The 22,426-nt window shown below is 66.4% G+C and carries 10 protein-coding genes and 2 pseudogenes; 4 read left to right on the top strand and 8 right to left on the bottom strand.

Annotated features, from left to right (window positions below; all coding sequences use genetic code 11):
- Position 1 precedes the first annotated feature (1 nt).
- Complete coding sequence (locus ISO16_RS27020) at positions 2-2,095, top strand: DEAD/DEAH box helicase (RefSeq protein WP_072634860.1); 2,094 nt, start codon at positions 2-4, stop codon at positions 2,093-2,095.
- A gap of 668 nt (positions 2,096-2,763) precedes the next feature.
- Here the strand turns inward: ISO16_RS27020 and ISO16_RS27015 are convergent.
- Positions 2,764-4,194, bottom strand: a complete 1,431-nt coding sequence (locus tag ISO16_RS27015) for a P-loop ATPase, Sll1717 family (protein ID WP_072634897.1) — start codon at positions 4,192-4,194, stop codon at positions 2,764-2,766.
- Between the two features lie 103 nt (positions 4,195-4,297).
- Between ISO16_RS27015 and ISO16_RS27010 the strand changes: the two genes are divergently transcribed.
- On the top strand, positions 4,298-4,987 hold the full coding sequence (locus ISO16_RS27010) for a pentapeptide repeat-containing protein (RefSeq protein ID WP_170914064.1): 690 nt from the start codon (positions 4,298-4,300) through the stop codon (positions 4,985-4,987).
- 192 nt (positions 4,988-5,179) lie between these two features.
- Positions 5,180-5,950: pseudogene (locus ISO16_RS27005) on the top strand (transposase); the annotation flags it as partial.
- A gap of 70 nt (positions 5,951-6,020) precedes the next feature.
- On the opposite strand, the pseudogene ISO16_RS27000 reads toward ISO16_RS27005, so the two are convergent.
- Positions 6,021-7,248: pseudogene (locus tag ISO16_RS27000) on the bottom strand (IS256 family transposase).
- 107 nt (positions 7,249-7,355) lie between these two features.
- On the opposite strand from ISO16_RS27000, the gene ISO16_RS26995 reads away from it, so the two are divergent.
- Positions 7,356-8,776 (top strand): IS3 family transposase gene (locus ISO16_RS26995; RefSeq protein WP_139310998.1). Its coding sequence is split into 2 segments (ribosomal slippage): positions 7,356-7,740 and positions 7,740-8,776, totalling 1,422 coding nucleotides; the frame shifts between segments, so codons are not numbered across the junction.
- 329 nt (positions 8,777-9,105) lie between these two features.
- Here the strand turns inward: ISO16_RS26995 and ISO16_RS26990 are convergent.
- The 6 genes from ISO16_RS26990 to ISO16_RS26965 are packed head-to-tail and all read right to left on the bottom strand — an operon-like array spanning position 9,106 to position 22,424.
- Positions 9,106-10,269: a TRAFAC clade GTPase domain-containing protein gene (locus ISO16_RS26990; RefSeq protein WP_072634857.1), complete on the bottom strand. Its 1,164-nt coding sequence runs from the start codon at positions 10,267-10,269 to the stop codon at positions 9,106-9,108.
- Complete coding sequence (locus ISO16_RS26985; protein ID WP_072634856.1) at positions 10,266-11,282, bottom strand: hypothetical protein; 1,017 nt, start codon at positions 11,280-11,282, stop codon at positions 10,266-10,268. Before ISO16_RS26985 ends, ISO16_RS26990 begins: the two co-directional genes overlap by 4 nt.
- A gap of 46 nt (positions 11,283-11,328) precedes the next feature.
- Positions 11,329-14,082 carry a GAP1-N2 domain-containing protein gene (locus ISO16_RS26980; RefSeq protein WP_230304448.1) on the bottom strand — a complete coding sequence of 918 codons (2,754 nt, stop codon included), beginning with the start codon at positions 14,080-14,082 and terminating at the stop codon, positions 11,329-11,331.
- A gap of 8 nt (positions 14,083-14,090) precedes the next feature.
- A complete protein-coding gene (locus ISO16_RS26975) occupies positions 14,091-16,103 on the bottom strand; it encodes a hypothetical protein (RefSeq protein WP_072634854.1) in 2,013 nt (670 codons plus the stop codon).
- 14 nt (positions 16,104-16,117) lie between these two features.
- Positions 16,118-18,853 carry a hypothetical protein gene (locus tag ISO16_RS26970; RefSeq protein WP_072634853.1) on the bottom strand — a complete coding sequence of 912 codons (2,736 nt, stop codon included), beginning with the start codon at positions 18,851-18,853 and terminating at the stop codon, positions 16,118-16,120.
- A 1-nt stretch (position 18,854) separates the two neighbouring features.
- Positions 18,855-22,424: a tubulin-like doman-containing protein gene (locus tag ISO16_RS26965; RefSeq protein WP_072634852.1), complete on the bottom strand. Its 3,570-nt coding sequence runs from the start codon at positions 22,422-22,424 to the stop codon at positions 18,855-18,857.
- Positions 22,425-22,426 lie beyond the last annotated feature (2 nt).

Genomic DNA, 22,426 nt, shown 5'->3' with positions numbered 1-22,426 from the left:
CGTGGCCGGGTTCGACCTGCTCGATCCGGTGCTGCAGCACCACATCGTCAACTCGCTCGGCTGGCCCGGACTGCGGCCGCTGCAGGACGAGTCCGTCGCGTCCGTCACCGCCGGCGCGGATGCGATCCTGTTGGCCCCGACCGCGGGAGGCAAGACCGAGGCGGCGATGTTCCCGCTGTTGACCCGCATGCAGGCCGAACGCTGGACCGGGATCTCGGTGCTGTACGTATGCCCGCTCAAGGCGCTGCTGAACAACCTGCAGCCGCGGCTCGCGGAGTACGCGGCGTGGCTCGGCCGCTCCGCGATGACGTGGCACGGCGATGTGGGCCAGTCGGCGCGTGGTCGCATCAAGCGCGATAGGCCCGACATCCTGCTCACCACCCCGGAATCGCTGGAGTCGATGCTGGTGTCCGAGAGCGTCGACGCCGCCGCACTGCTCAGCGGGGTGCGAGCGGTGGTAGTCGACGAGGTGCACGCGTTCGCCGGCGACGATCGCGGTTGGCACCTGCTTGCGGTGCTCGCCCGGCTCGAGACGCTGCTGGGGCGCAGGCTGCAACGGGTCGGCATGTCCGCCACCGTCGGTAACCCGGACGAGTTGCTCGGCTGGTTGCAGGGTGGCGCGTCCGCCCCCGGTCGTGTCATCTCCCCCGCAGTGCCCGGCGGTGCGGTGGTCCCCGAGATCACCGTCGACTCGGTCGGCGGCGTCGAAAATGCCGCGAAGGTCATCGCGGCGCTGCACGCCGGCGAGAAGCGGCTGGTGTTCGTGGATTCGCGGCGACTCGCCGAGGAATTCGGCACCGAACTCCGGCGCCGCGGCATCACCACCTTCATCTCGCATTCGTCGCTGTCGGCGGCCGAGCGCCGCGAATCCGAGCAGGCGTTCGCGGAGGCCCGTGACTGCGTCATCGTCGCCACCTCTACCCTTGAGCTGGGCATCGACGTCGGCGACCTGGACCGCGTGATCCAGATCAACGCGCCGCGAACGGTGTCGTCATTTCTTCAGCGGCTCGGGCGCACCGGTCGTAGGTCGGGCACCACCCGCAACTGCCTGTTCCTGGCCCTCACCGACCAGGCGCTACTGGAGACGCTCGGAATGCTGCAGTGCTGGTCCACCGGCTGGGTCGAGCCCGTCGTTCCGACGCCAGAACCACGCCACATCGCCGCCCAGCAGTTGTTGGCCGCGGCGTTGCAGACGCGACGAGTTCCGCTTGTCGGATGGCAAAAGGCCTGGGGTTCACTCCCGCTGTTCGGCGCCGACGGTGAGCAGATCTTCCACCACCTCCTCTCCGAGGGGTTCCTCGAGCACGACGCCGGAAGCGCCTTCATCGGGCCCGAATCCGAAATGCACTTCGGGCGCCGGCATTTCATGGAGTTACTTGCGGTATTCACCGCCGCCCCGGAATTCACGGTGTTGGCAGGTCGGCAGGAAATCGGATCGGTCGAAACGAGCGTGCTTACCGACGACGTCGATGGTCCGCGCATCCTACTGCTCGGTGGACGGTCGTGGACGGTCACACATATCGACTGGAAACGCCGACACGTGTTTGTCGAGGCCACCGACATCCAGGGACGCGCCAAGTGGAGTTCGGTGCCCGACGGAGCATCGTTCGAAATTGCCCGCGGGATTCGCGAGATCCTGCTCGGTGCCAACCCGGCCGGGGTGACGTTGACGCGGCGGGCCGCCGCAACTCTCGACGACCAGCGTCTGCTGCGCGCCGATCAGGTCACCGACGGCGCGTTCATCATTGCCCGCGACGACCGGGACGACTGGCGCTGGTGGACGTGGGCGGGGGCGAAAGCCAACCGCACCCTTGCGGCGTGGGCCCCTGACCTGGTGCCGCCGCGCCAGCGGATCGGGGCGGAATCGCTACGCCTTCATGCCGATCTCGCTGTCGCCGACATTCGCTCCGGGCTGGCCGCACTACGGGCCGCGGGTTCAGGGCCACTTCCGGCGGTGGACTCCGGTGCACTGCGGGGACTGAAGTTCTCGACGGCATTGCCAGAGCACCTGGCGCGCGCCACCCTTGCCGTCCGTGCCACCGACGCTGCGGGGGCTAGCACGGTACTCGACGAGAAGACGCGGATCGGCAAATGACTGCCTCGATCCCCGTGTGTAGCAAATGGCTGCCGCTGCGCGAGATCTCCCGCAACGCCCCCCTCCTCCAACTTCCTGGCATGTCCCCCGTGCGTTGCAGAGGATCCGACGGTCTCGACTACATCGGCCAGACTGGTCGCGGTCTTCGCCACCGGTTGGGCGCGCTGTCCCGCTGTTACAACACGAAAATGCACTACCGCGATCCGCACCCTGCGGCGCCGGCGCTGTCGGCGTTGCGCAACGCGAACGCCTACCGGTTCGAGGCATCGTTCGCGGTGGTTTCCGGAGATGCGCATGCCCGCGTACTGCCGAGTCGCCCTCGGGCGCATCTGGCGAAACTCACGAAAGCAAATCACGTCCAGGGCGAGACCTTCGCCGCACAGCACAGACTCGAGGTCTTGTGGGTCGCCACGTCGCAGCGACTGCAAATCAGCTGCTGGAACTCGAGAACGGCCATATCGCAGCACACCTTGTTCATCTCTGTAGCGCTCCCGCGCGCACTTCAAGGGTTGTTCAGACAGGAAATTTTATCCTTGCCATCCCTTGCTTTCCGGGCAAGGCGTGAAACTCCCACCGATAAGCCTCGGGAACACGGTCCGAGCAGACGATTACGATGCATCAGACAATCACCGAAGGGTAGCGTGACCGGATCGACCTGGCACTGAAATCTAATCATCGGCGCTCAGTTCTAGTGAATCGAACACAGATCGAACGTCCGATGGCTGCAAAGCCCATCTGTATGCAGGATGAACCTCCCAATCATAGCCAAAATCAGCGAACTTGCTCTGCAGATAGCGCTGCTCCTCAAAGTACTTACGGTGTATCAGACCCCCCGATTCTTTCCGAGCTGTAATGAAATTGATCTTATACATGAATGCCGCAAGTTCCTGAGGAGATGCCTCCCTCCCTGACGCGAAGTAGAATTTCCCCTGCTCTTGAATGTTCTTGATCTTACGTATGAGCGATTCAGTTGGGTATACATAGCCAGCCTTGGCACTTGCCTCCTTTTTGCTCGGGCGCATGCCAAACAGCAATCGTTCAATATCCCTTAGTTCAGAATTGTATTCATTAATCGCATCCTGAACTCTCCCCTGTGAATACTCCTCGAAACTTGCCTCAAGGTCTCCGGTAAGTATTAGATTGTGCTTGGTTCTATTTGCGGATCGCGCCGCCAGAGTGCATAACTTGACAAGATCACGCGGACGTTTTCTAACAAGTGACATCATTACTCTATATATTGGCGCATTGCGCCAATGGCCCCTCCCTTGAAATCTTGGCTCAAACACCGGGTCGAGATAGTGGGCCAAGGACGCCGAGCTCCTACTGCTCAAGTCATCGTAATCAACGTCTCGACCATAGAATGTCTCAATACGCTTTACTAGCAAGGCGAATATCTCATTATTGGTCCACGAGTTCCAAACGACAGATCCTTCGACCTTATCGGTTGATTCGTCCGAAGTTCGGACCAGAAAGTACACATCCGACCTCAAGCTGATTCTGAACTTTATTCCACGGTCCTCGTTCGACAGATCCCGGACCGCACTCAACAACGCCGAGATACGGCGCACATCTTTTGTACTTCCCTGCCAACCCCGGTCGAGATCATCTATGTACACAATAATCTGAGGTGATCGCAGGAATTCTGCTCCCAGTTCATCGACACAACCTTGAGCACCCAACTCCTTGGCGAGGCGCATCAGAAGTAGATCAGATCCGGAGGTGCTACTAATGTCTACGTCCAATCTTCGCGATGCCTCGCGCTCGATAATTTCGCGGATTCCAACCTTCCAGTTTCGCACCGATTTGAGAAAGTCGTTGCTCTCCGTCGCGATATCTAGGACATCATCTGGCTTCACACTTATTGCGAGGAGGTTCATTTCCCGATTCTCCGCGAGTGCGACCTGAAATAGTGCGGACTTTCCGATTCCTTTATGACCCACAACAATACGAAGCGGTAATTCCGTGACGACTTGATCATATGTCGATGGCTTGAAGTAATACTCCTGTAGACGTTGAGGGTCTTCATCTTCAGCCGCCTCGTGACCAAAAAGCCTCTGGATCTTTTCTTCATCGAATGGGGAGATTTTGCGTTGCGCCACGGTAGTCTCCTTGCTCACCAGGGTGTCCGAGTCCAGACCTAGGAGCCGACTTTACATGAACCTTCGACGCAGCCCCTCACTTTTCGGGTGGGCAGTTCTCGGTATGATCGTAGTGGTCGTCGTGGGTGCCGTTTGCACTTGGGTACTTCCTAGAGCGCTGTCGTTGCCATACGCCGAAGGACTTGACTCAGCGGCACGCCTCAAGGCAGAGAGCGACATTCGCTCAAGTCTGGTAGCCTTCGTGGCGGCTACTGCCGCATTGTTCACTTTTGTGATCGCCGCAAGGAATTTCGGACTATTACGGACCGGGCAACTGACGGATAGATTCAGCCAATCAGTTGCCGAACTCGAAGCAGACTCACTCTCTCGCCGCCTCGGGGCGGTCTACTCACTTGATCGACTTGCTTCCGACTCTTCATTCGACAAGGATTCTATACGACAAGTGCTCAGCGCATTCGTACGCGATTCTCGGCCCGATATTCAAGACGGAGAGCAACACATTAGGCGAGATTCTGAGGCGGCAGTGCGCGTTCTGGGTGGAAACTGGTCAAGGAGAATGAAATCTCCTCTAGACTTGACCGGCGCATGTATTGCAGGAGCAAATTTGGAGGCGCTTTCCTACAAGAACGCGATTCTCGTAGGAGCAAATTTCGACGGCGCGATTCTAGTCCGTACCAACCTGAGTCGGGCAATCATCAAGAATTCTTCATTTCTCTCTGCCAATATGAAAGGAGCAAGTCTCAAAGACGTTGATAAATCCGACGCTGATCTACGTGGCACTTGCTTCGAATGACGTTTTCTCGGTGAGTTGATCTTGCTTGGGCGGCGTAGGATTCGGATCGCGAAGCGACGCGGAGCCCTAGCCTGCCGCTTTCACGGCGTTCCGCGTGAGGGTGTGTGTCGGACATGAAGAAAGGTGACCCGACCTGGGAGAATGCGGATTGTTGAGGCCCGTATTCACCCGAGAAGAAGGATCACTTTTCCGGTGCGCAAGTCTACGTCCCCGTATCGTCGCCTGTCCGCAACAGCCGCCGGAACCGGTGTCGTGTCACACGCCGGCGCGGTCCTGTTGGTACGGGCGGTCGAGAAGACCGCTCTGACCACCGCACTCTCGACCGCCCTCGCGCGATGGCGCACATCGCTGGCCAGGCACGATCCCGGCAAAATCCTGCTCGATCTGCGATCTCGCTCGCTCTGGGTGGTGACTGCCTGGCCGACATCGCTCAACTACGAGCACATCCGGAGGTCTTCGGTCCGGTCGCCTCGGATCCGACGGTCTCACGCTTGATCGGCGCCCTTGCCGCCAATGCCCCTGCAGCACTGTCGGCCATCGACGCAGCCCGGGCTACCGCCCGCGCTCACGCCTGGTCCGCAGCACGAACGCAGGCACCCGACCACGGCATCGACGAAGACCACCCTCTGGTCGTCGACATCGATGCCACGCTGGTCACCGCCCACTCCGAGAAAGAGAGGGCAGCTCCGACTTCAAACGCGGCTATGGCTTTCATCCACTGTGTGCGTTCGTCGACCACGGCACCGGCGGCACCGGCGAACCGGTCGCGATGCTGCTACGCCCGGCAATGCAGGCTCCAACACTGCAACCGATCACGTCACGATCGTGAAGGACGCACTCGCCCAGTTGCCGTTCGATCCGTCGTATCGGGTCGGGAAGAAGGTGCTGGTGCGCATCGACGGGGCCGGCGGAACCCATGCGTTGCTCGAGTATCTGACGAAGCGACGACTGTCGTATTCGATAGTGCCCCGTGGAGTGATGGACTTCGGATCGGTTCGCGGTATGCGCGGTGATCAACGAGTTGTGGTGGATACTATGCTGTTTCACGCGATCCGGTCAACGACAACACCGGTTCGGTGGCGTGTTCCTTCGCGGCGATCACCGTCCGGAGCTCGTCCATGCTCAAGTCGGAAACGTAACGGCGGGTGACCTCCCACTCGTCGTGCTGCTCGATCACCACCGCGGTCGCCAGCCGCAGGAACGCGGCCGGATTCGGGAAGATCTCCCCGACATCGGCTCGACGCTTGATCTCCTTGTTCAACCGATCTGGGATTGTTCGACCACAACTTCTGCCAATGGGCCTTCGGGAACGCGGTGAACGCCAACACATCGTGCTTGGCCGACTCCATCAACGCCGCGACCTTCGGGAACGATCCGGAGAGGGTGTCGGTGACCTGATCCCACTGCGCGGCCACCTCCACCGGGTCGGTGTGCGCGAAGATCGTCTTGACCGCCGCCATCACCGGCGGCACGTGCTTGGTCGCCACCGCGCCCCGGATGTTGTGCATGAAGTACACCCGGCACCGCTGCCATGCCGAACCCGCAAATTGCTGCGCCACGGCGGCTTTGAGCCCACTGTGCGCGTCGGAGATCACCAGATGCACCCCGGACAGACCTCGTCCGCGCAGGCCGGTGAGGAACTCACGCCAGCACTCGTACGATTCGCTGTCCCCGACCGCGGTGCCCAACACCTCGCGGGTGCCGTCGATCGACACCCCGGTCGCGACCACCAGGGCCTGGGAGACCACGTGTGCACGGATGCGGACCTTGCAGAAGGTGGCGTCGAGGAACACGTACGGAAAACTCGTATGGGTCAAGGTGCGTTCCCGGAACCGGGCGACCTCGGTGTCCAGATCGGCGCAGATCCGCGACACCTCCGACTTCGAAATCCCGGAGTCGACCCCGAGCGCGCCGACCAGATCATCGACACTGCGTGTCGACACCCCGTGCACGTACGCCGCCATCACCACCGCGTACAGGGCCTTGTCAATGCGCCGGCGGCGTTCGAGCAAAGACGGGAAGAACGACCCCGACCGCAGCTTGGGGATCTTGACGTCGACGTCCCCGCTGGTGGTGGCCACGGTCTTGGTGCGGTGCCCGTTGCGGTGGGTGGTGCGGGTGGCGGTGCGTTCGTAGCGGCCGGCACCGAGTTTCTCGGTGGCCTCGGCTTCGATCAAGGCTTGGAGGCCGGTGCGGATCAGTTCGGCGAACACGCTCGCGCTGTCGGCGCCCTTGAGTGCGTCGAGTTCCCTGCGTGTCAGGGTGAGTTGAGTCCAACGGTTCACAGCAACCCCGCCTGCAGGGCGAGATACGGATCTATCCCACGATGACGATTTCCAGCCTGGCCATGGCCGGGGACAATGCTCACATGGAGTCCTCCCACCCACGTTCCGATGGGCCACGCCGACACTTGTTCACCCCGGCGGACAATTTGGCGCACCTGGCCGCGTACGAGCAGGCCTGCCAGACGAACGAAGGCGGCGCCTACCTGCGCCGCGAGGGCCTTTACTCCTCCCTGATCACCGAGTGGCGCAAGCAACGCGACGCCGGCGTCCTCGACGGCAAACCTGCCGGCGCGAAGGTGGGCAAGCTGCCCGCTGAGCAGGCCGAGATCGCTCGCCTCAAGCGGGAGCTCGACCGCACGAACAAGCGACTGGCCACCACAGAAGCCGCCCTGGACATTATGGGAAAAGCGCCTGCTCTCATGGAATCTCTCTCCGAGAGAGCGGATTTGGACGGCAAGCCGACCGAGCGCTGTCCGCAGCATGGACCGAACTGACCGACGTCGGGGTGTCGACGAGAACAGCAAGCGCAGTGACCGGTGTGGTCCGATCGACCGCGGTCCGGCGCCGCACCGCAGCCGCCGCACCGATGCCTTCCGCCCCGACCCGACCTACGAATCCGCCGGCGAACAAGCTCAGCCCGATCGAACGGCGCCGCATCCTCGACATACTCAACAGTGACCGGTTCGGCGATCAGGCACCGCTCGAGGTGTACGCGCAACTCCTCGACGAGGGTGTCTACCTGTGTTCGATATCGACGATGTATCGCATACTGCGGGAGAACACGCAGGTCAGTGAACGTCGCAGGCTCGCCCGGCACCCGGCGAGAACCTGCCCGGAACTGGTCGCGACCGCGCCCCGGGCGGTGTACTCGTGGGACATCACGAAGCTCGCCGGGCCGGACAAGGGCCGCTACTACGACGCCTACGTGATGATCGACATCTACTCCCGCTACATCGTCGGAGTGCACGTCCACGCTCACGAATCAGGTGTGCTGGCACGGGAGCTGATGGAGCAGATCTTCGCGGTGCACGGCGTCCCGCAGGTCGTGCACGCCGACCGTGGCACGTCGATGACCAGCAAGTCCGTCGCGTCACTGCTGTCGGACCTCGAGGTCACCCGCTCGCATTCGCGTCCGCGGGTGTCGAACGACAACCCGTATTCGGAGGCCGTGTTCAAGACCCTCAAGTACGGTCCGGAGTTCCCCGACAGGTTCGGATCACTGAGTGAAGCAAGGGAATTCATGATTCAGTTCACCGACTGGTACAACCACGAGCATCGCCACACCGGCATCGGGCTACACACTCCCGCCGACGTCGACTTCGGTTTGGCGGCGACGAAGGCCCCCGAACGTCGGCAGGTACTCGAGGCGGCACGGACCAGGCATCCGTACCGCTTCAGCACCACGACCTCACCGAAAATCCTCGACCTGCCCGACACCGTATGGATCAACCGACCCGCCGACGACCCCGAGAGTACCGCCGAAGCCGAAACGTCAGCCGCTTAACACCCCGTGGACTCAACTCCCTTGACAAGTTCCGGGGGCGGCCGCTGGCTCCGGCTCCTCCTCGGCTCCGCATCCGGACAGCAATGTCACGGCGCCGGCGGTCGCCAGGAGCACCCCGACGTTCCGCAAGTGCCTCTCGGCACCCACCCGACCTGTCCCACGCAGACGCGAAGCGGTACTCAGCATGCAGTGACTCCTCCAAAGCGCTGGCCGGTAGACGCGGTGACTACCGCACCCCCCAGGGAATAGAAAGTTCTTTGGACACAAAGGAATCGGTCACGCGTTTGCATTCGTTACAGGCCCTGCGCAGGACTCTCCGATTCCTGGCCTCAAGCCCACACCCCACGCTGCGCCAGCACCCACCGCACCGGATCGAGGCACCGGAAGGGGGAGATCCCGCTGTGGTGCAACCGATCCCCGACCGGTGACTCGCCGAGCGCCGACACGGCGAAGAACCGGCTGTGCAGAGAGGCACCGGTGTGCGGCTGGTCGACGGCCATCACCATCGAGCGGGCTTCGAGCTTGTCGAGGAGGCTGCGGACTTCCTCGTGCAGCAGTCTGCCATCGGATTCGTTGTACGGCGCGTACTGCAGGCTCGGGTCACGTGAGAACGCGGCGCCGCGCTGTGACATGATCTCGCTCCAGTCGCTGCCGTCGACATGCTCGAGGGCCTGTAGGGCGTCGAACTTGGAGAGGACGACCGCGAGATTCGGTGTGCTGTCGCCGATGATCGACAGCACCGTCCGCAGAACCGAGCGGGGGTCGCCGCCGACGCGTTCCTGCGCCGGGACTAGGTCGTGGAGCTGCTGCCGGACGGATTCGACCTTGAGCGGATCGAACATGAACACGACGCCGTCGGCCTGCGCGAAGAAGCGCAGGTGCGGGGCATGCGCGTTGTCCGGGTTCTCGAGGTCCTCCCCGGCCACGTCCCGCAGCACCAGGTACTGCCGCATGCCGTTCCACAGGCCGAGGCTGAAGATCAGCGGCTCCCGCTGGTACGGGTTGCTCGTGTGGGCTGCGGGCGTGGATTCGAGAATGCCGCGTTCCTCGTACAGCGGCCTCTCGTAGATCTCGCGGTAGGCCTGTTCGGTTTCGGAGGTCGCGGGCTCGACCACGCAGTTGAGCCGCTCGCCGAGCAACTGCAGGGTCTTGACGAGGACAGCGATGTACACGGTCTTGCCGGTGGCGCGGGCGCCGGCCATCGCAACACAGGTGGCGTGGGCGCCGCGCCACCCGGTCGGTAGCCGATAGTGGCACGTCGGGCACACCTCGGCGACCGGGCCGCTGGCCTTGTCCTCGGCGTCGCTCACCGGCGGCGCCCAGTCGTCCCCGGAACCCGAGGGCCGCTGGAGCTCGACGACCTTGCCGGACCGCACGGGGCTGCCGTGGAAGACCGTCGCGACCTCGTCGACCTCGATCGCGTCCGGCGCGGTCGGGGCCCAGGCGTAACGGTCCGACGGGAGCACCGTGAAACAACGTGGGCATTTGGTCATCGCCGCGCACCTTCCGATTCGGCTGTCGCCGACAGTCCTGCCACGAGCGACGTCACCGTTGCGAATAACTTCTCCGGGCTGGAGAGCCAGTCGGAATCCGTGCCTGCCGTTTCGCCGGTGGGCGGCACGGCGGTGCCGAGGCCCGCCGCAGCCGAGGTGTCTGCACACAGGATCACAGGCCGCCGTCGCACACCCGGCACACCCGTGCCGGTGTGATCGGCGGGTAGTGCGTCGGTCACGGTGAATACCAGCGTGGGGGTGTTGTAACTCGACCGGTCGATCTCCGCGGAGCGGAACCCCACTCCCAGTGGCGCGGCGTCCAGTTGCGCCTGGACCTGGTCGGCGACGTGCCGCAGCTCGACGACGGGCAGCGACCTGGAGGATCGGCCGATCAGATTGACCTGCAATTCTTCTCGGATTCCGATCACCGCCGTGATACCGGTGAGCACGTCCACCGCCGCGCGAACACTGCCGTCCTCGATGAGCGGCAGCATCGACATCGTCGTATCGATATCCACCTCGACGCGCAGCCGGCGCGCCTCGGGCAGCCGGTCCACGCCGAGGGCGCCGCGTGCCGCGGACCGCGCGCGGGCGCCGAGATCGCTGAGCGGGACGTCGACCACCGTCTTGCGGGCCGTGACAGCGAGACGCTCCCCCGCGGGGGCGATCGTCGCAAGCTCGACGTGGTGAAGTCCCGACACGTCCAGTGGTGTCAGCTCGGCCCGATCCGGGTCGGCGCTGCGGCTACTGTCCACCGCGATGGTGGCCTGCAGCACGGTTCCCTGGGGAAACACCACTGCGTCGCCCCCGGGGCGAGCGGCCACGACGATCTCGTGGGTGACTCGGGGCAGCACAAGGAAGCCGGGCTTCGGGTAGAGCGCGGACGCCTCCGGGGCGCCGTCAGGCGTCATCGCCTGCACCTGAACCGTCACGGTGGTCGCATCGACCGTCACGGCCAGCGGCTGGTGCGGCAGGTCCACCACCCCTGCCCCGTCGAGCACATATCCGGGCATCAGTCTCGTCCTCCCCGTATCCACGCACTGCACATCTGCACTGTCCTCACACCCGCCTCGGCGTCGCCCGGCCTGGCGGCGATCGATCCGCGTCGGCCCGGCGCTCGTCGAGCCAACTCCGGACGAACCCGGCGTAGACGTCGCACGCGTAGGCGACATCGCGGTGTCCGCGCAGGTGCAGTTCCTCGCGGATCGCGTCCATCAGACCGTGCACCCCCAGCGGGCCGCGGTAGCCCGGCCGTTTCATCACCGTCGACGCCACCTCGTCCAGAAGGGAAGATCGCACCCCACGGGAACCGACCTCGAACCGTGCCAGAACGTCGCGCTGATCCAGCACGGACCGCACCCGCGGCGCCGACGGAGACGTGAACACTGCGTGTGCCATCAGCCAATAGGCGTCGAGCGCACCGGATTCCACCAGGGAGGCCAGCGCATCGACGACGAACCGTGCGTCCTCGTCCACCGCTCGGACGAGCGCCTCCCGGTGCCGGGCCGGAAGGTCCGGCACCGGGAGGCCCGATTGGGGTGGGGTCTGCGCCCGCAGCGCGACAGTGAAGATCGCGAGCCGGGCGAGCAGATCCGTGGGAAGGTCCGCTTCGTAGCCTTCCGCGTAGTCCTCCAGGACGGGTAACACATGCACGTCGAGTGCCCGGCGCAGTGCCGGTCCGCTGATCGCAGCCCAGCGCTCCTCGTTCCGGATCAGCGCCCACGACACCGCGAGGTCGTCCAAGTACGGATCGGCCGCCCACCTCGACGCTTCCTCGCGAGCGCCGGGTTCGGCCAGATGGCGGACGAGCGTCTCGAGCTCCGGTCCCCACGGTTCGCGGACGACCACGTCCTGCAGAAAACGGGGCGCAACGGCCTCGGGAAACGCGCCGACGAGTCGGCACCATTGCTCCGCCGTCCAGCCGTGCCCGGCGACCAGCGCCGGAACATCGCTCGGCGCCCAGCCGCCCTCCCGCGCTTCGTGGAGTGCCCTCCACAACGCGACCGGCACCAGCTCGCTCCGTATTCGTGCTCGATCGAATTCTTGTTCCGTGAGGGCGAAGACGCCGTCGGCGATCAGCACACATTCGGGCTCGGTGATGCGCTGCGGGTCGGAGGCGAGCTCGTCGAGGTCTGGTACGTCCAACAGTCCGTCGACGAGCCATTCGAGTACGGGAGGCGCAAGCCGGGAGCCGAGCGGGCGCCCCGCGAACACGGGATGGGCGGTCAGTGCGGGCTGCACAAATCTCACGCGCGTCGACGCAGAGACCGGCCCGAGTTCCGCGACGAATCCGGCTCCGTCGACCCGATCGCACAGGGTCGGGATCACCGCCCGCTCGAGCACCTCGAAGGCCACGTCGACGCCGCGATCGCGGAGGAGGTCGGCGCGCACGAGCAGGTCGATCGTCTTGAGGGCGTCGAACGCGACGTCGCGCAGATTCCCGCCGCCTCGTGCGCGCAAGCGCAGATCGCCGAGTATCGCGTCGGCCTCGGCTTGAAGGTCCTCGGTTCGCGTGCACGACTCGAAGACAGCGAATTGCTCGGGTCTCGCCCGACGTACCCAGTGGCCGTCACCGAGCGCGCGGAAGGCGAAGACGGTGCCAGCGAGCTGCCGGACCGCGGGCGTGACGGCGTTGTCAACCTGCCAGCGGGCGAGTGTTTCCTCCGCCTGATGTGTGGTCGCACCGAGTCGCTCGTCCACAATTCCGACGATCACGTGCGCGAGATCGGGTGCGGTGGCGGCCTCCATCGGGGACTCCGCGAGTACGACCGAGGCGGCCTCGTCCAGTGCGTCGTGCAGACCGGGGTCGGTGACGACGGCCATCGCCAGCGGCCACGCCTCGGTCAGGTCGCGACCACCTACACCGGCCGCGATCGCGTCCTGATGCGCGAGCGCTCGATGCGCGGTCTCGACGTCGAGCAGAACCGTCTGCGCGAGCACCGACCAGCACGTCACCGGAACGAGATCGCCGTTCGCGACGGAGTGCGGCTCACCGTCGAGCTCCCCCAGTTCGGGAGTCTCGTTCTCGCCGAAGACGGTGCAGCCGGGACTGTCTCCGGGCAGGTCCGAAAGCGGAACGGCCACCAGGTTCGCGCCGCGTGCCACGGCGTCGTCGACGGAGTGCAGACGGTCGAAAGTGGACCATCCGAAACGACGGGCGGTGCCCGGCGACATGAAGTGCGAGACGGCCCCGATCCAGAGTGCGGCGGTGTCGGGATCCTCGCATCCGAGCACCACCGCCGGGCCGCCGCGCAGGGACCGCGCCACCGCGTCGAGGAGGACGCTGAAGACACCGATCCGCCAGGTTCCCGGATCGAGCAGGAATCCGAGTGCGGCGTCGCGATCGACGATCCCCCCGGGTCCGGGTGCCGTGGCCGGCAGGGCTGCCTCCGCGACCTCGTCGGCGCCGTACGGGACCAGCCAATCCGTGGACCGCCAGCGCTCGATCGGACGCACCCCGTCGCCGGGCTCCGCACCGCGATCGAGCACGGCGTGGGCGAACACATTCCCGGGGCGGCCGGAGGCGTCCGAGCCGGCGGGCACGGTGTGCCAATAGCATCCGGCCACGTCACGGATGTGGGCGTACATGAGCCGCCGCGGCCGCCGGGCGATGTCCTCGACGGTCGGAAATCGGGGCATCGGCTGCGGGGATTCGAATCGGGATACGACTCCCGCGCGGAGCAGTTCCTGTTCGTCGACGTCGAGGTCGCCGGCCATCTCCTTGACCTGCCAGCCGCCGCCGGATCCGGTGCCGGGTCGGTCGAACGAGGTGTAGCTGAGCTGACCGAACCGTGGCGATTCGGTCTCGTCCATCCGAGCGGTCATTGCGCGTCTTCGCGCAGCACGTCGTCACCGATGAGGTGATCGCCGATGAGATCGAGCCGGATGTGTTCGATCGGCGGATCGATCAGCGCGATGGTGCGGCTCTGCTCGGGCCGCACATCGGCGAAGACCCGCACGTACCCGGTCAAGTCCGTCACGTCGACGGTCCACAGCTGGCTCCACTCGCGATGCAGGCCGCGCGGATGGAAGCTCCGGGCGCCGGGCTGGGTTCGCCCGTCCCCACGGACCTCCAGCGGCCGGCCGTCCCGAGCGCTGAGCGGCAGCCGGGTCTGGTTGTGCACCACGACGAACGGTGGGGCCGTCGGGAGTTCGACCTGTGAGGCGAGCCGTACGGCGAGCGCGACACCACCGGCAGTGCGGCGAGTCTCGGTCGTGTACTGAATCCGCAACAGACCCGGGTAGTCGACGGTGGCGGGGATGCCCGCGATACGCTCGCCGGCCGTGTAGGCGACGGCGACCACGTGGACGGCACATCCCTGCTCGGGCAGCGGGTTCGACAGGTGCAGGCCGCCGTCGCGTTCGTACGCCGCTCGGGAGATCTCCGCGAAGGGCCGCTGTTCGATCGCATGCTCGGCCGGAACCTGTGGCGAGCTCACGTACACCGACACCGATGCCGCGCCCTCCGGCCATGGGAAGGTGAGCACCTGCTCGGTGCAGCGCTCGACGATCCGCACCTCTCGCGGCGCGGGCAGCGGCCTGGTCGCGATGACCGTGTGCCCCACCTGCACGTCGCCGTCGAGGATGGTGACGGGCGTGAAGTAGGCCCGGACCCAGCCGCGCGGCCAGGAGACGTTGCTCATCCGGTGTTCGCCGTCGCCTCCCACGGTCACCGGATGGACCAGTCGCGCGGAGGTCGGCAGCCCCCCGGAGACGTCGAGTGCACCCGCCGCGAGCACTGTCCGGTCGATGCCCGGCCGTGGCGCGGTCTCCGTTCGATACATCACCACGGTGCCGATGTCCGGCGGGGTCCAGCCGAGGTCGAAGTGCAGGTCGTCGCTGTCACCGTGGGTGGCGACGTGCAGGTCGGTGACGGGCTCGAGCACCGCGGACACGAGGACTTCCGCCTGTGCTGCCGGGGAGAGTCTGGTGTGCCCGTCGACGTCGACCTCGCAGATTGCGCGGTAGAGGTAGCGATGCCCTCGTTGGGGGTCGCGGTCGACGAATCCGCCGAGATTCGGTTGGTCGGCCAGGATGCGGTGGCGTGGGTCGTTGGTCACTGGAGCTCGGCCGTCGAGCGGGATGCGCAGTACCCGCACCTGGGTGACTCCCGGCCACACCGTCCACTGGCCGATCACGGTGCCGTCGTCTTCGACGACAACGAAGTCGGCGACCGGGCTGAGGACATGTCCCTCGGCGACGAGAACGGGCTGGCGCCGCACCGCGTCGTGCTGGTCGCGTCCGGCATGTGCCCACACCTGCAGGTGCCGCACCGCGGCGGCCGGAGCTGCGGTGTCCACGAGGAGGGTTCCGCGGGTGACACCGACAAGTCGTCCGGCCTCCGGCTTGTAGGGGCGGTGCGTCTCACCGGCGACGACGCGGTACAGCACCATCTGTCCGGACCGCTCCGGCAGCGGTGACCATTCGAGCAGGTGCCCGCCGCCCGGTTCGGCCGTGATGGTGATCGCCCCGACCTCCTGGTCTGACTCCCCGTGCATGAACTCGCAGAAGTCCTCGGCGCGCAGGTCGACCAGATGCTCACTTCCGGGAGCGGGCGCCACCGGCGGAACCGGTTCGGGCGCCGGCGCCTCCACCGTCGGCGACGCCTCGGTGACGAACTCGCCGGGCCTGGCCGACGTCACCACGTGGACGATTCCGTCTACCAGCGGTTTCGCCTGACGTGGCAGCATCGGTTCGATCTCCTCGGCAGTGCGCCGATCCGACCGGATGATCTGCTGCAGATGTGTGTCCTTGAGCAGGCCGGGACGAAGACGGCCGTCGTCGATCTGCTGTTGTCGCCACAGCTGCAGAGCCTCGAAGACAACGTCGGGCATTGTTCCACTCGCTCTCAGAAGTTGATGCCGTCGGCGACGGGCGCAGCGAACGGCGCAGGGGCCGGACGGTCCGCGCGGTCGTGCGTCGGTTCGGCCGGTCGCAGCTCGAGGTCGGGCACCTGCGGAATGCCGACCGGTGCTGCGGGGTGACCGTCCGACAGCATGGTCCGCAGATCCTCCGCGGCGATTCCCTCCGTGTACTGGGTGGTGACCGCGACAAGCCCACAGCCGGCGGGGGTACGTGTCGACACCGTCTCCGCGACGATGGTGAGGCCCCGCATCGCCGCGGTATCGGTGAAGACGGCAGGGTCGAAGAACCCTTCGGCCGCAGGTTGTCCGACGCCGGCCAGGAACTCGTCGATGCCGTAGCGGCGCACGGCCCCGTCGGCGCGGTGTTCGATGGTGGCGAGCAGCTCGCGTGCCAAGTCGCTACGCGGCCCGGACAGCTCGCCGAGTGCCCGCTCCCACATCAATGCCGCACCGCTCGCCTGACGTTCGCCGCGGTGGAATCGGATGGACCACTCGTCGAGTGGAGAGCCGGACCCGGCCCCCGCCTTCGCGGCGAGCAGGGTGGGGTCGCGATCGATGTCGAGTCCTGCGGCACCGAGTGAGGAACCTGCGGAACCCACGACGGCGTCCCATGCCTCGGTGAGCCACCCGACGCCGAACATGTCCTGCCGCAGCGCGTCGGCGACTCGCTCGACCTGCGCGGGTTCAGGGCTACCGATGCCGACGGCGCTGTGCCGGGGCATCCCCCATTCGATGCTGCGGCCGACGGCATGGGTGTGGTCGGTGACGCCGAGCGGCTTCGCCAGAAACGCTCCGAGTGCACGGTTCCACGACAGGAACTGCCGATACGCGGCAGTGAAGTTCTCGATCTCACGGAGAGCGGACCTGAGATTCCTCCGGTCTGCCGCGGCCGCCGCCGACGCCGCCTCGCGCTCGACGAGGAGCTGCTCGAGGTACTGCTGCGTGCGTTGGCAGATCCAGGCCACGACGCCCGCCCAGGCGAGCACGCACACTGCGATGACGGGCCCGCCGGTCCACCACGAGATCACCTCCCGCCAGGCCAGAACGCCCGCGACGATCGCGGCGGCGAGGAAGCCGAGCGTGGCGATGCGCACCTGGCGGAACATGCGCGCCTGCTGTTCGGCGCTCGCCTCGGCCAGATCGCGAGGCGCTTCGGCGGCGTGAAGTCGCTCGAGCAACATGCCTGCCTCGGTGATGCCGGCCGACAACCGATCGGCGAGGATCGATCCGAAGGTGACTGCGAAGCTTCGGCGGACGCGGCCCACCCAGCCCGCCAGCGCGGCGCTCGTTCTCCGCGCGTCGAGCCCGATCGTCGGATCCTGTTCCAGCTCCCGAAGCCGTGCCTGGAAGTCCTTGATGCCGAGGAGGTCCGGGGCTTCGGCGGCGTGGACGTTCAGCGTCGCCGAGACGACGCCGGGGATGTCGGTGAACTCGTCGTCCGGTCCGGGCACGATGTCCGACGCCGAACGCAACACGGCTCGGTGGGCGCCGACCTGGATGGTCGGCAGGCCCGGTGAGCGTTCGGCGGCGTCGGCGAGCGTGAGGGCGGCGCGGCCATAGTCCCGCCACAGCGAGGAGAGGTCGGGCGCCGCGGACTGTGGCGTGTTCGTCGCTCCGTCGAGAGCTGCGCCGATCTGCCGTGACGCCGCCTCGTACTCGGACCATCCGACCCTGCGGCCGTCCGCGTCGACACCGCGGACCACCACACGGCTGGCACCCTGCGCCGATCCGAACAGCGAGGACTGTGCCGCCGAAGCGACCGCGGCCGAGGCGCGGTGACCGACCCGGGCGGCCCACTGCGCCGGGGCGTTGCGCAGCACTGCGACGAGGAACGAGAAGAATATCGTCAGGGCATCGGTGAATTTCACCTGGCGCGGAGCGTCGGCCGGGGGTGCGCTCACGCGCTCGCCCTGGAGCAGGTGCCGGTGCTTGACCCACAGTGCCTGGGCCATCGTTCGCGTGGCGGCCGGGACGTCGTCGGCGTACACGACGGCGGTGCCGGCGTCGCGGGGCAATGGCAGCTGCCCGCCGAAGTCGAGCAGGTGCATGCGCAACTCGTGCTCGGCGCGCGAGGTGTCGAGTCGGCGGTAGAACGACCGCACCACCCGCAGCGTGCTTCCCGGCAGGACCGGCTGCCCGTCGAACGGAGCATGTTCCGCATCCGTCCACAGACCCGCGATTCCGGCGATCACCGGGGCTGCGTGGCGGCCGACGTCGACCGGATCGGTGGTTACGGTGAGGGACTCGTGGCCCATTCCCGGACCCCGCGAATCCTCCGGTGCGACAAGCAGGTTGTGCCAACCGGCGAGCGCGACCGCGACGGAGTCGGAGGGGGTGTCGCCAGGACGGCGCAACACCGTCCGCAGTCGAACGAGGCGGGCTCCGCCCGAGTTCGACGACAGGAGGTCGGCGAGAGTCCTTTCCGACTCGACCCGGACGGGATCGGTACCGCGTGCTCCCGGCACGATCACGCACAGCCGCACCACATCGACGCGACGCGACGCGAGCACGTCCTGCAGCACCACCATTGTGTCCGCACCACAGGCGGTTTCGATGGCTGGGATGCGAGCACCACCCGGCGCGACGCCGGCGTCGTCGACCCAAACGAACGGTGCGATCAAGCCCGCCGTCGAGAGGTCGCGGAGGACGTCACGTACTCCGAGCGCCGGCCCGGTGGAGGCAAGGAAGACCGTGAGGACGCTCTTCACCGAATCGGCCATGTCAGAACTGACCCGCGTCGGGAATTACGAACGCGTGCGATGCCGACGTTGTGGACGCCGCCGGCTCGTGCACCGGCCGGTCCGGCTGCTCGGCCCGGTGCCTGCACTCCTCGATCAGATTCAGCAGCTCACCGGTCGCCCAGTACACGTCCGGCGCGATGTCCCGGAATATCGGAGTATGGGACGCAGTGACGCGATCGGTGATCGCCGAGAAGGTCCCCCCACCGGGTGCCGCGTCCTCCCCAGCTGCCATGTAGTGCAGCCCGGTGAACTCCCGCACCCGGCCGAGCCACGTCGCGGCGTTCTCGGCGCGAGCATCGATCGAGACGTCCGGGCCGGTATCGGTGACCTGGGACTGCCATCCCGTGCCGGTCTCGCCGGTCCGCAGCCACTGCGTGAGGATCGACTTGGCGGACACCTCGAGGATGCCGCCGGCCGGCTTTTCCGGAGAAGCATCGTAGATCGCGCGCAGCGTCCGGTAGGGAAGCATCGACTGCATGACCGGCGATTCGTGCGACCGCGCCATCGCCAACAGGACCGATTCGAGCACTGCGGGCAGCCAGTCGTTGTTGGCGAGGAACCGTGACGGCGGGGTCAGCAAGGGATGGGGAAAGTCGACCCACACTGCTGAGGCGGCATCCCACACCCGCACCGGCTCGTCGTACGGTTCCGCAGGAAGGCGCAGGCGGCCGACCACGAGGCCGAGGAACCAGCCGGCCGTCAGCGCTCGCCGCTCGCTGTAGTGCATCGGCAGCGAGGCAGCCAACGGCCGGGAGCGACGCCACTGCCAGAACGACTCCTGCTGCGTCGGAGTCGAATCCGCCCACTGCTTGGCCGCGGGGGTGAGCACGGAGTCGTAGGCGAGCGGCGAGTAGTTCGGGTAGGAACCGAAGATGTCGATGCGAGTCAACCGGTCTTCTTCGGTCAGCAGGCGCACGAACTCCGATCGAGTCTCGTGGTCGATCATCGGGTTCTTCTGCAGTACCTGCTCGAGGGAATCCGCGACGGGCAGGTTGAGGAACGGCACCGAGGTGAACTTGTACCGGTACTCGACCTGCTGCCCCGGATGCAGCGCCTCGAGCGCCTGCTGATTGACGCTGGCGAGTGGTCGCGCCAGCGACAGCGCTTCGGCGAACTTCGCCTGCAGTCGCTCACGCCGCTCCTCGAGCGCGTACTCGGGGACGGTCGGATCCTCGATGTACTCCCGCAACGACACGCGACAGAAGCGGTCGAAGGACTCCCCGGTGCGGCCGACGAACTGCCGAGCGCGTGCGAGCAGTTCCGCAGGTCGAAGGTGTAGGTCATACCGTGCGGCCGAGGGAATGAGCGCCTCGCGAGTTCCCGGATCGTACGGGAACGCGCGGGTCCGCCACGCCGACGTGCGCTCGAGAACGGGATGCTCCTCCCCCGGCGACTTGCTGCCGTCGATCGTCTGCCACAGACCGGTGACGACCCCCACGACGGCCCGCTTGACAGACTCCTCGAACGGCGGCGTCCCGAGACCGCTGGACGCGACCGCGAGCGGCAGGTCGCTGCGGTACTGCACCATGAAGTCGGCCGACGGGGTGAGCATCACCTCGTTGTTCGCTTCCGCGAACCGCTTGGGTACCCGATCGGCCTTGTCCGCGGGCCACGCACCGTACTGGTCGGTGGACAGGCGCGCCAGGCCGACGTCGCTCGCCGGCTTGCTGCGTGCCCGCCGCATCGATGTCTGCGCGTCGTTCAGCGCCTCGAGTAGGGGCTGCAGAATCTCCGGTACGAGCGCGGCCGCGACCTCGGCCACCTTCCCGGACAGCGAGGCGTACAGCTGGCGGTAGACGTTCTGGCTGCAGCTCGCGAGCACACGGTCGACGATGTCGGCGTCGCTCTCGATGGTTCCCTTGAGTGCGGACAGCGCCTGAGCGGTGTCGGCCGACTGCGCCGTGATGTCGGTCGGCGCCTGTTTCGCGAGGTCCTCCGCCCCGACCCGCACCTGGTCCTTGATGTGGCTGGTCAGCCGGTTCACGAGCGCGGTGGCGTACGGCAGGCCGAGGTCGGCGATCGCCTTCGCCACCGTGCGCTCGATGTTGTCGGCGAGAGTGCGGTGCCACTGGTACGCATGGACAAGCGCGTGCACTTCGGCGGACGCCGTGAGCGCCTGACGACGGGCACCGAGCACCCGCTGGATCTCGGGGACCCACTGGCTCGCGTTCAGACCGCTGCCGGACGGAAGGTAGCCACGCAGTTCGGACTCGGTGACCTGACGGGCCATCCGCAGGCCGTCGCCCTGGGGCAGCACCACACCGGTCAGCCACGCACTGATACCGACCTGCGCGCCCCGCGGATCCGCCTGAACGACAGGCAAACCCATCGTGGTGAGCAGGGTCTGCCACTGGCTGTCGAGGATGGAGTTGACCTGATCGTCGTCGGATGCGGCATTGCCGGGGTTGCGGTGCCCGTCGAGCAGCCGGTCCACGGTGCTACGGGCGAGCCGCTGCGCCGAGTATTCGGCGTATCGGTCGCGGCCCATGCTCAGGCTCGAGAACCCGTATGTGCCCCAAGGCAGGTTGTCCCACTGTCCGCCCCAGCCGATGTTGTCGCGCTGACCTGACAGGCCCGCACCGTTGGTGAGGTCGTACTGCACGAACTGGCGCGTCGCAGCCCCGCTCATCATCATGCCCGCCAGGCCACGAGCGAGGCCGCGGTAGATCGCCTTCTGGGAACCGTCGCCGAACGGCGCGCCCTCGACGCCGACGCGGCGGCCCACCGGGAACACCCGAGCGAACGGCACCTTCTCTCCGGCGCCGTTCTGCTGGCCGAGCGCGCGCAAGATCTCGACATCGTGCTCGCGCGCGGAGCCGAGTTGGCTGGCGACGATCTCGCCGAGCATCGCAAGGGCGTTGGCGCGCACGCCGGTGGTGGCGCTGCGGCCGAGGCCGTCGAAGATGTCGGGGGCGACCATGAACACACCCATCAGCCGCGGATCGAGCTTGGGGATCAGTGTGAGCAGGCGGCACACATCCAAGGCCATCGACGCACCTGCGCCACCGGCCATCGACGAGACGACCAGGACGATCGGGGACTCCTCCTGCTCGAAGCTGCCCCCGCCGGGGACGTTCAGCGCGCCCATCTCGGTGGCGGTCTGCACGGTGAACAGCTGGTCCCAGGCGTACTGCAGGGTCTCGCGAATTCCGCCGGCCTTGCTCAGCGTGATCATGCGGCCGAGGGCGCGGTACTGGCCGGCGCCGGACCCGATCGGCACCGTGACAGCGGAGGGATCCCGCGGGGCCCAGGTGGCGATCTCGTCGAGGCTGCCGCGGGCGGCGAGCTGGTTGCTCAGCGCGTTGTCGAGCACCCCGTACGAGTCGCCCTGGGGGCCGCTGCCGAAGTAGTAGCCGCCCTGGTCGCGAACATTGCCGAGCCCGTCCGGCCCCGCCTCCGGCGCAGTGGGCACATCGATGCTCACGAACTGCCACCCACCCGGGATCCGGTCCACTCCCGCCGCGGCGAGATCGGACCGGAGCTGGTCCATCATGTACGCGAGCGTGACGGCACCCGAACCACCGCATCCGACTACGAGAAACCGCCTCATAC

Origin of the sequence: Rhodococcus sp. M8 (assembly GCF_015654185.1) — a bacterium.
In the GTDB taxonomy this organism is placed as follows: Bacteria; Actinomycetota; Actinomycetes; order Mycobacteriales; family Mycobacteriaceae; genus Rhodococcus; species Rhodococcus aetherivorans.
This window is presented reverse-complemented; position numbering and strand designations above follow the sequence as displayed.

Bases quoted from the DNA above. Each gene is read 5' to 3' on its own strand.
- ISO16_RS27010 (WP_170914064.1), top strand. From the start codon at position 4,298: ATGATCGTAGTGGTCGTCGTGGGTGCCGTTTGCACTTGGGTACTTCCT.
- ISO16_RS26990 (WP_072634857.1), bottom strand. From the start codon at position 10,269: ATGACCAAATGCCCACGTTGTTTCACGGTGCTCCCGTCGGACCGTTAC.
- ISO16_RS26985 (WP_072634856.1), bottom strand. From the start codon at position 11,282: ATGCCCGGATATGTGCTCGACGGGGCAGGGGTGGTGGACCTGCCGCAC.
- ISO16_RS26980 (WP_230304448.1), bottom strand. From the start codon at position 14,082: ATGGACGAGACCGAATCGCCACGGTTCGGTCAGCTCAGCTACACCTCG.
- ISO16_RS26975 (WP_072634854.1), bottom strand. From the start codon at position 16,103: ATGCCCGACGTTGTCTTCGAGGCTCTGCAGCTGTGGCGACAACAGCAG.
- ISO16_RS26970 (WP_072634853.1), bottom strand. From the start codon at position 18,853: ATGGCCGATTCGGTGAAGAGCGTCCTCACGGTCTTCCTTGCCTCCACC.
- ISO16_RS26965 (WP_072634852.1), bottom strand. From the start codon at position 22,424: ATGAGGCGGTTTCTCGTAGTCGGATGCGGTGGTTCGGGTGCCGTCACG.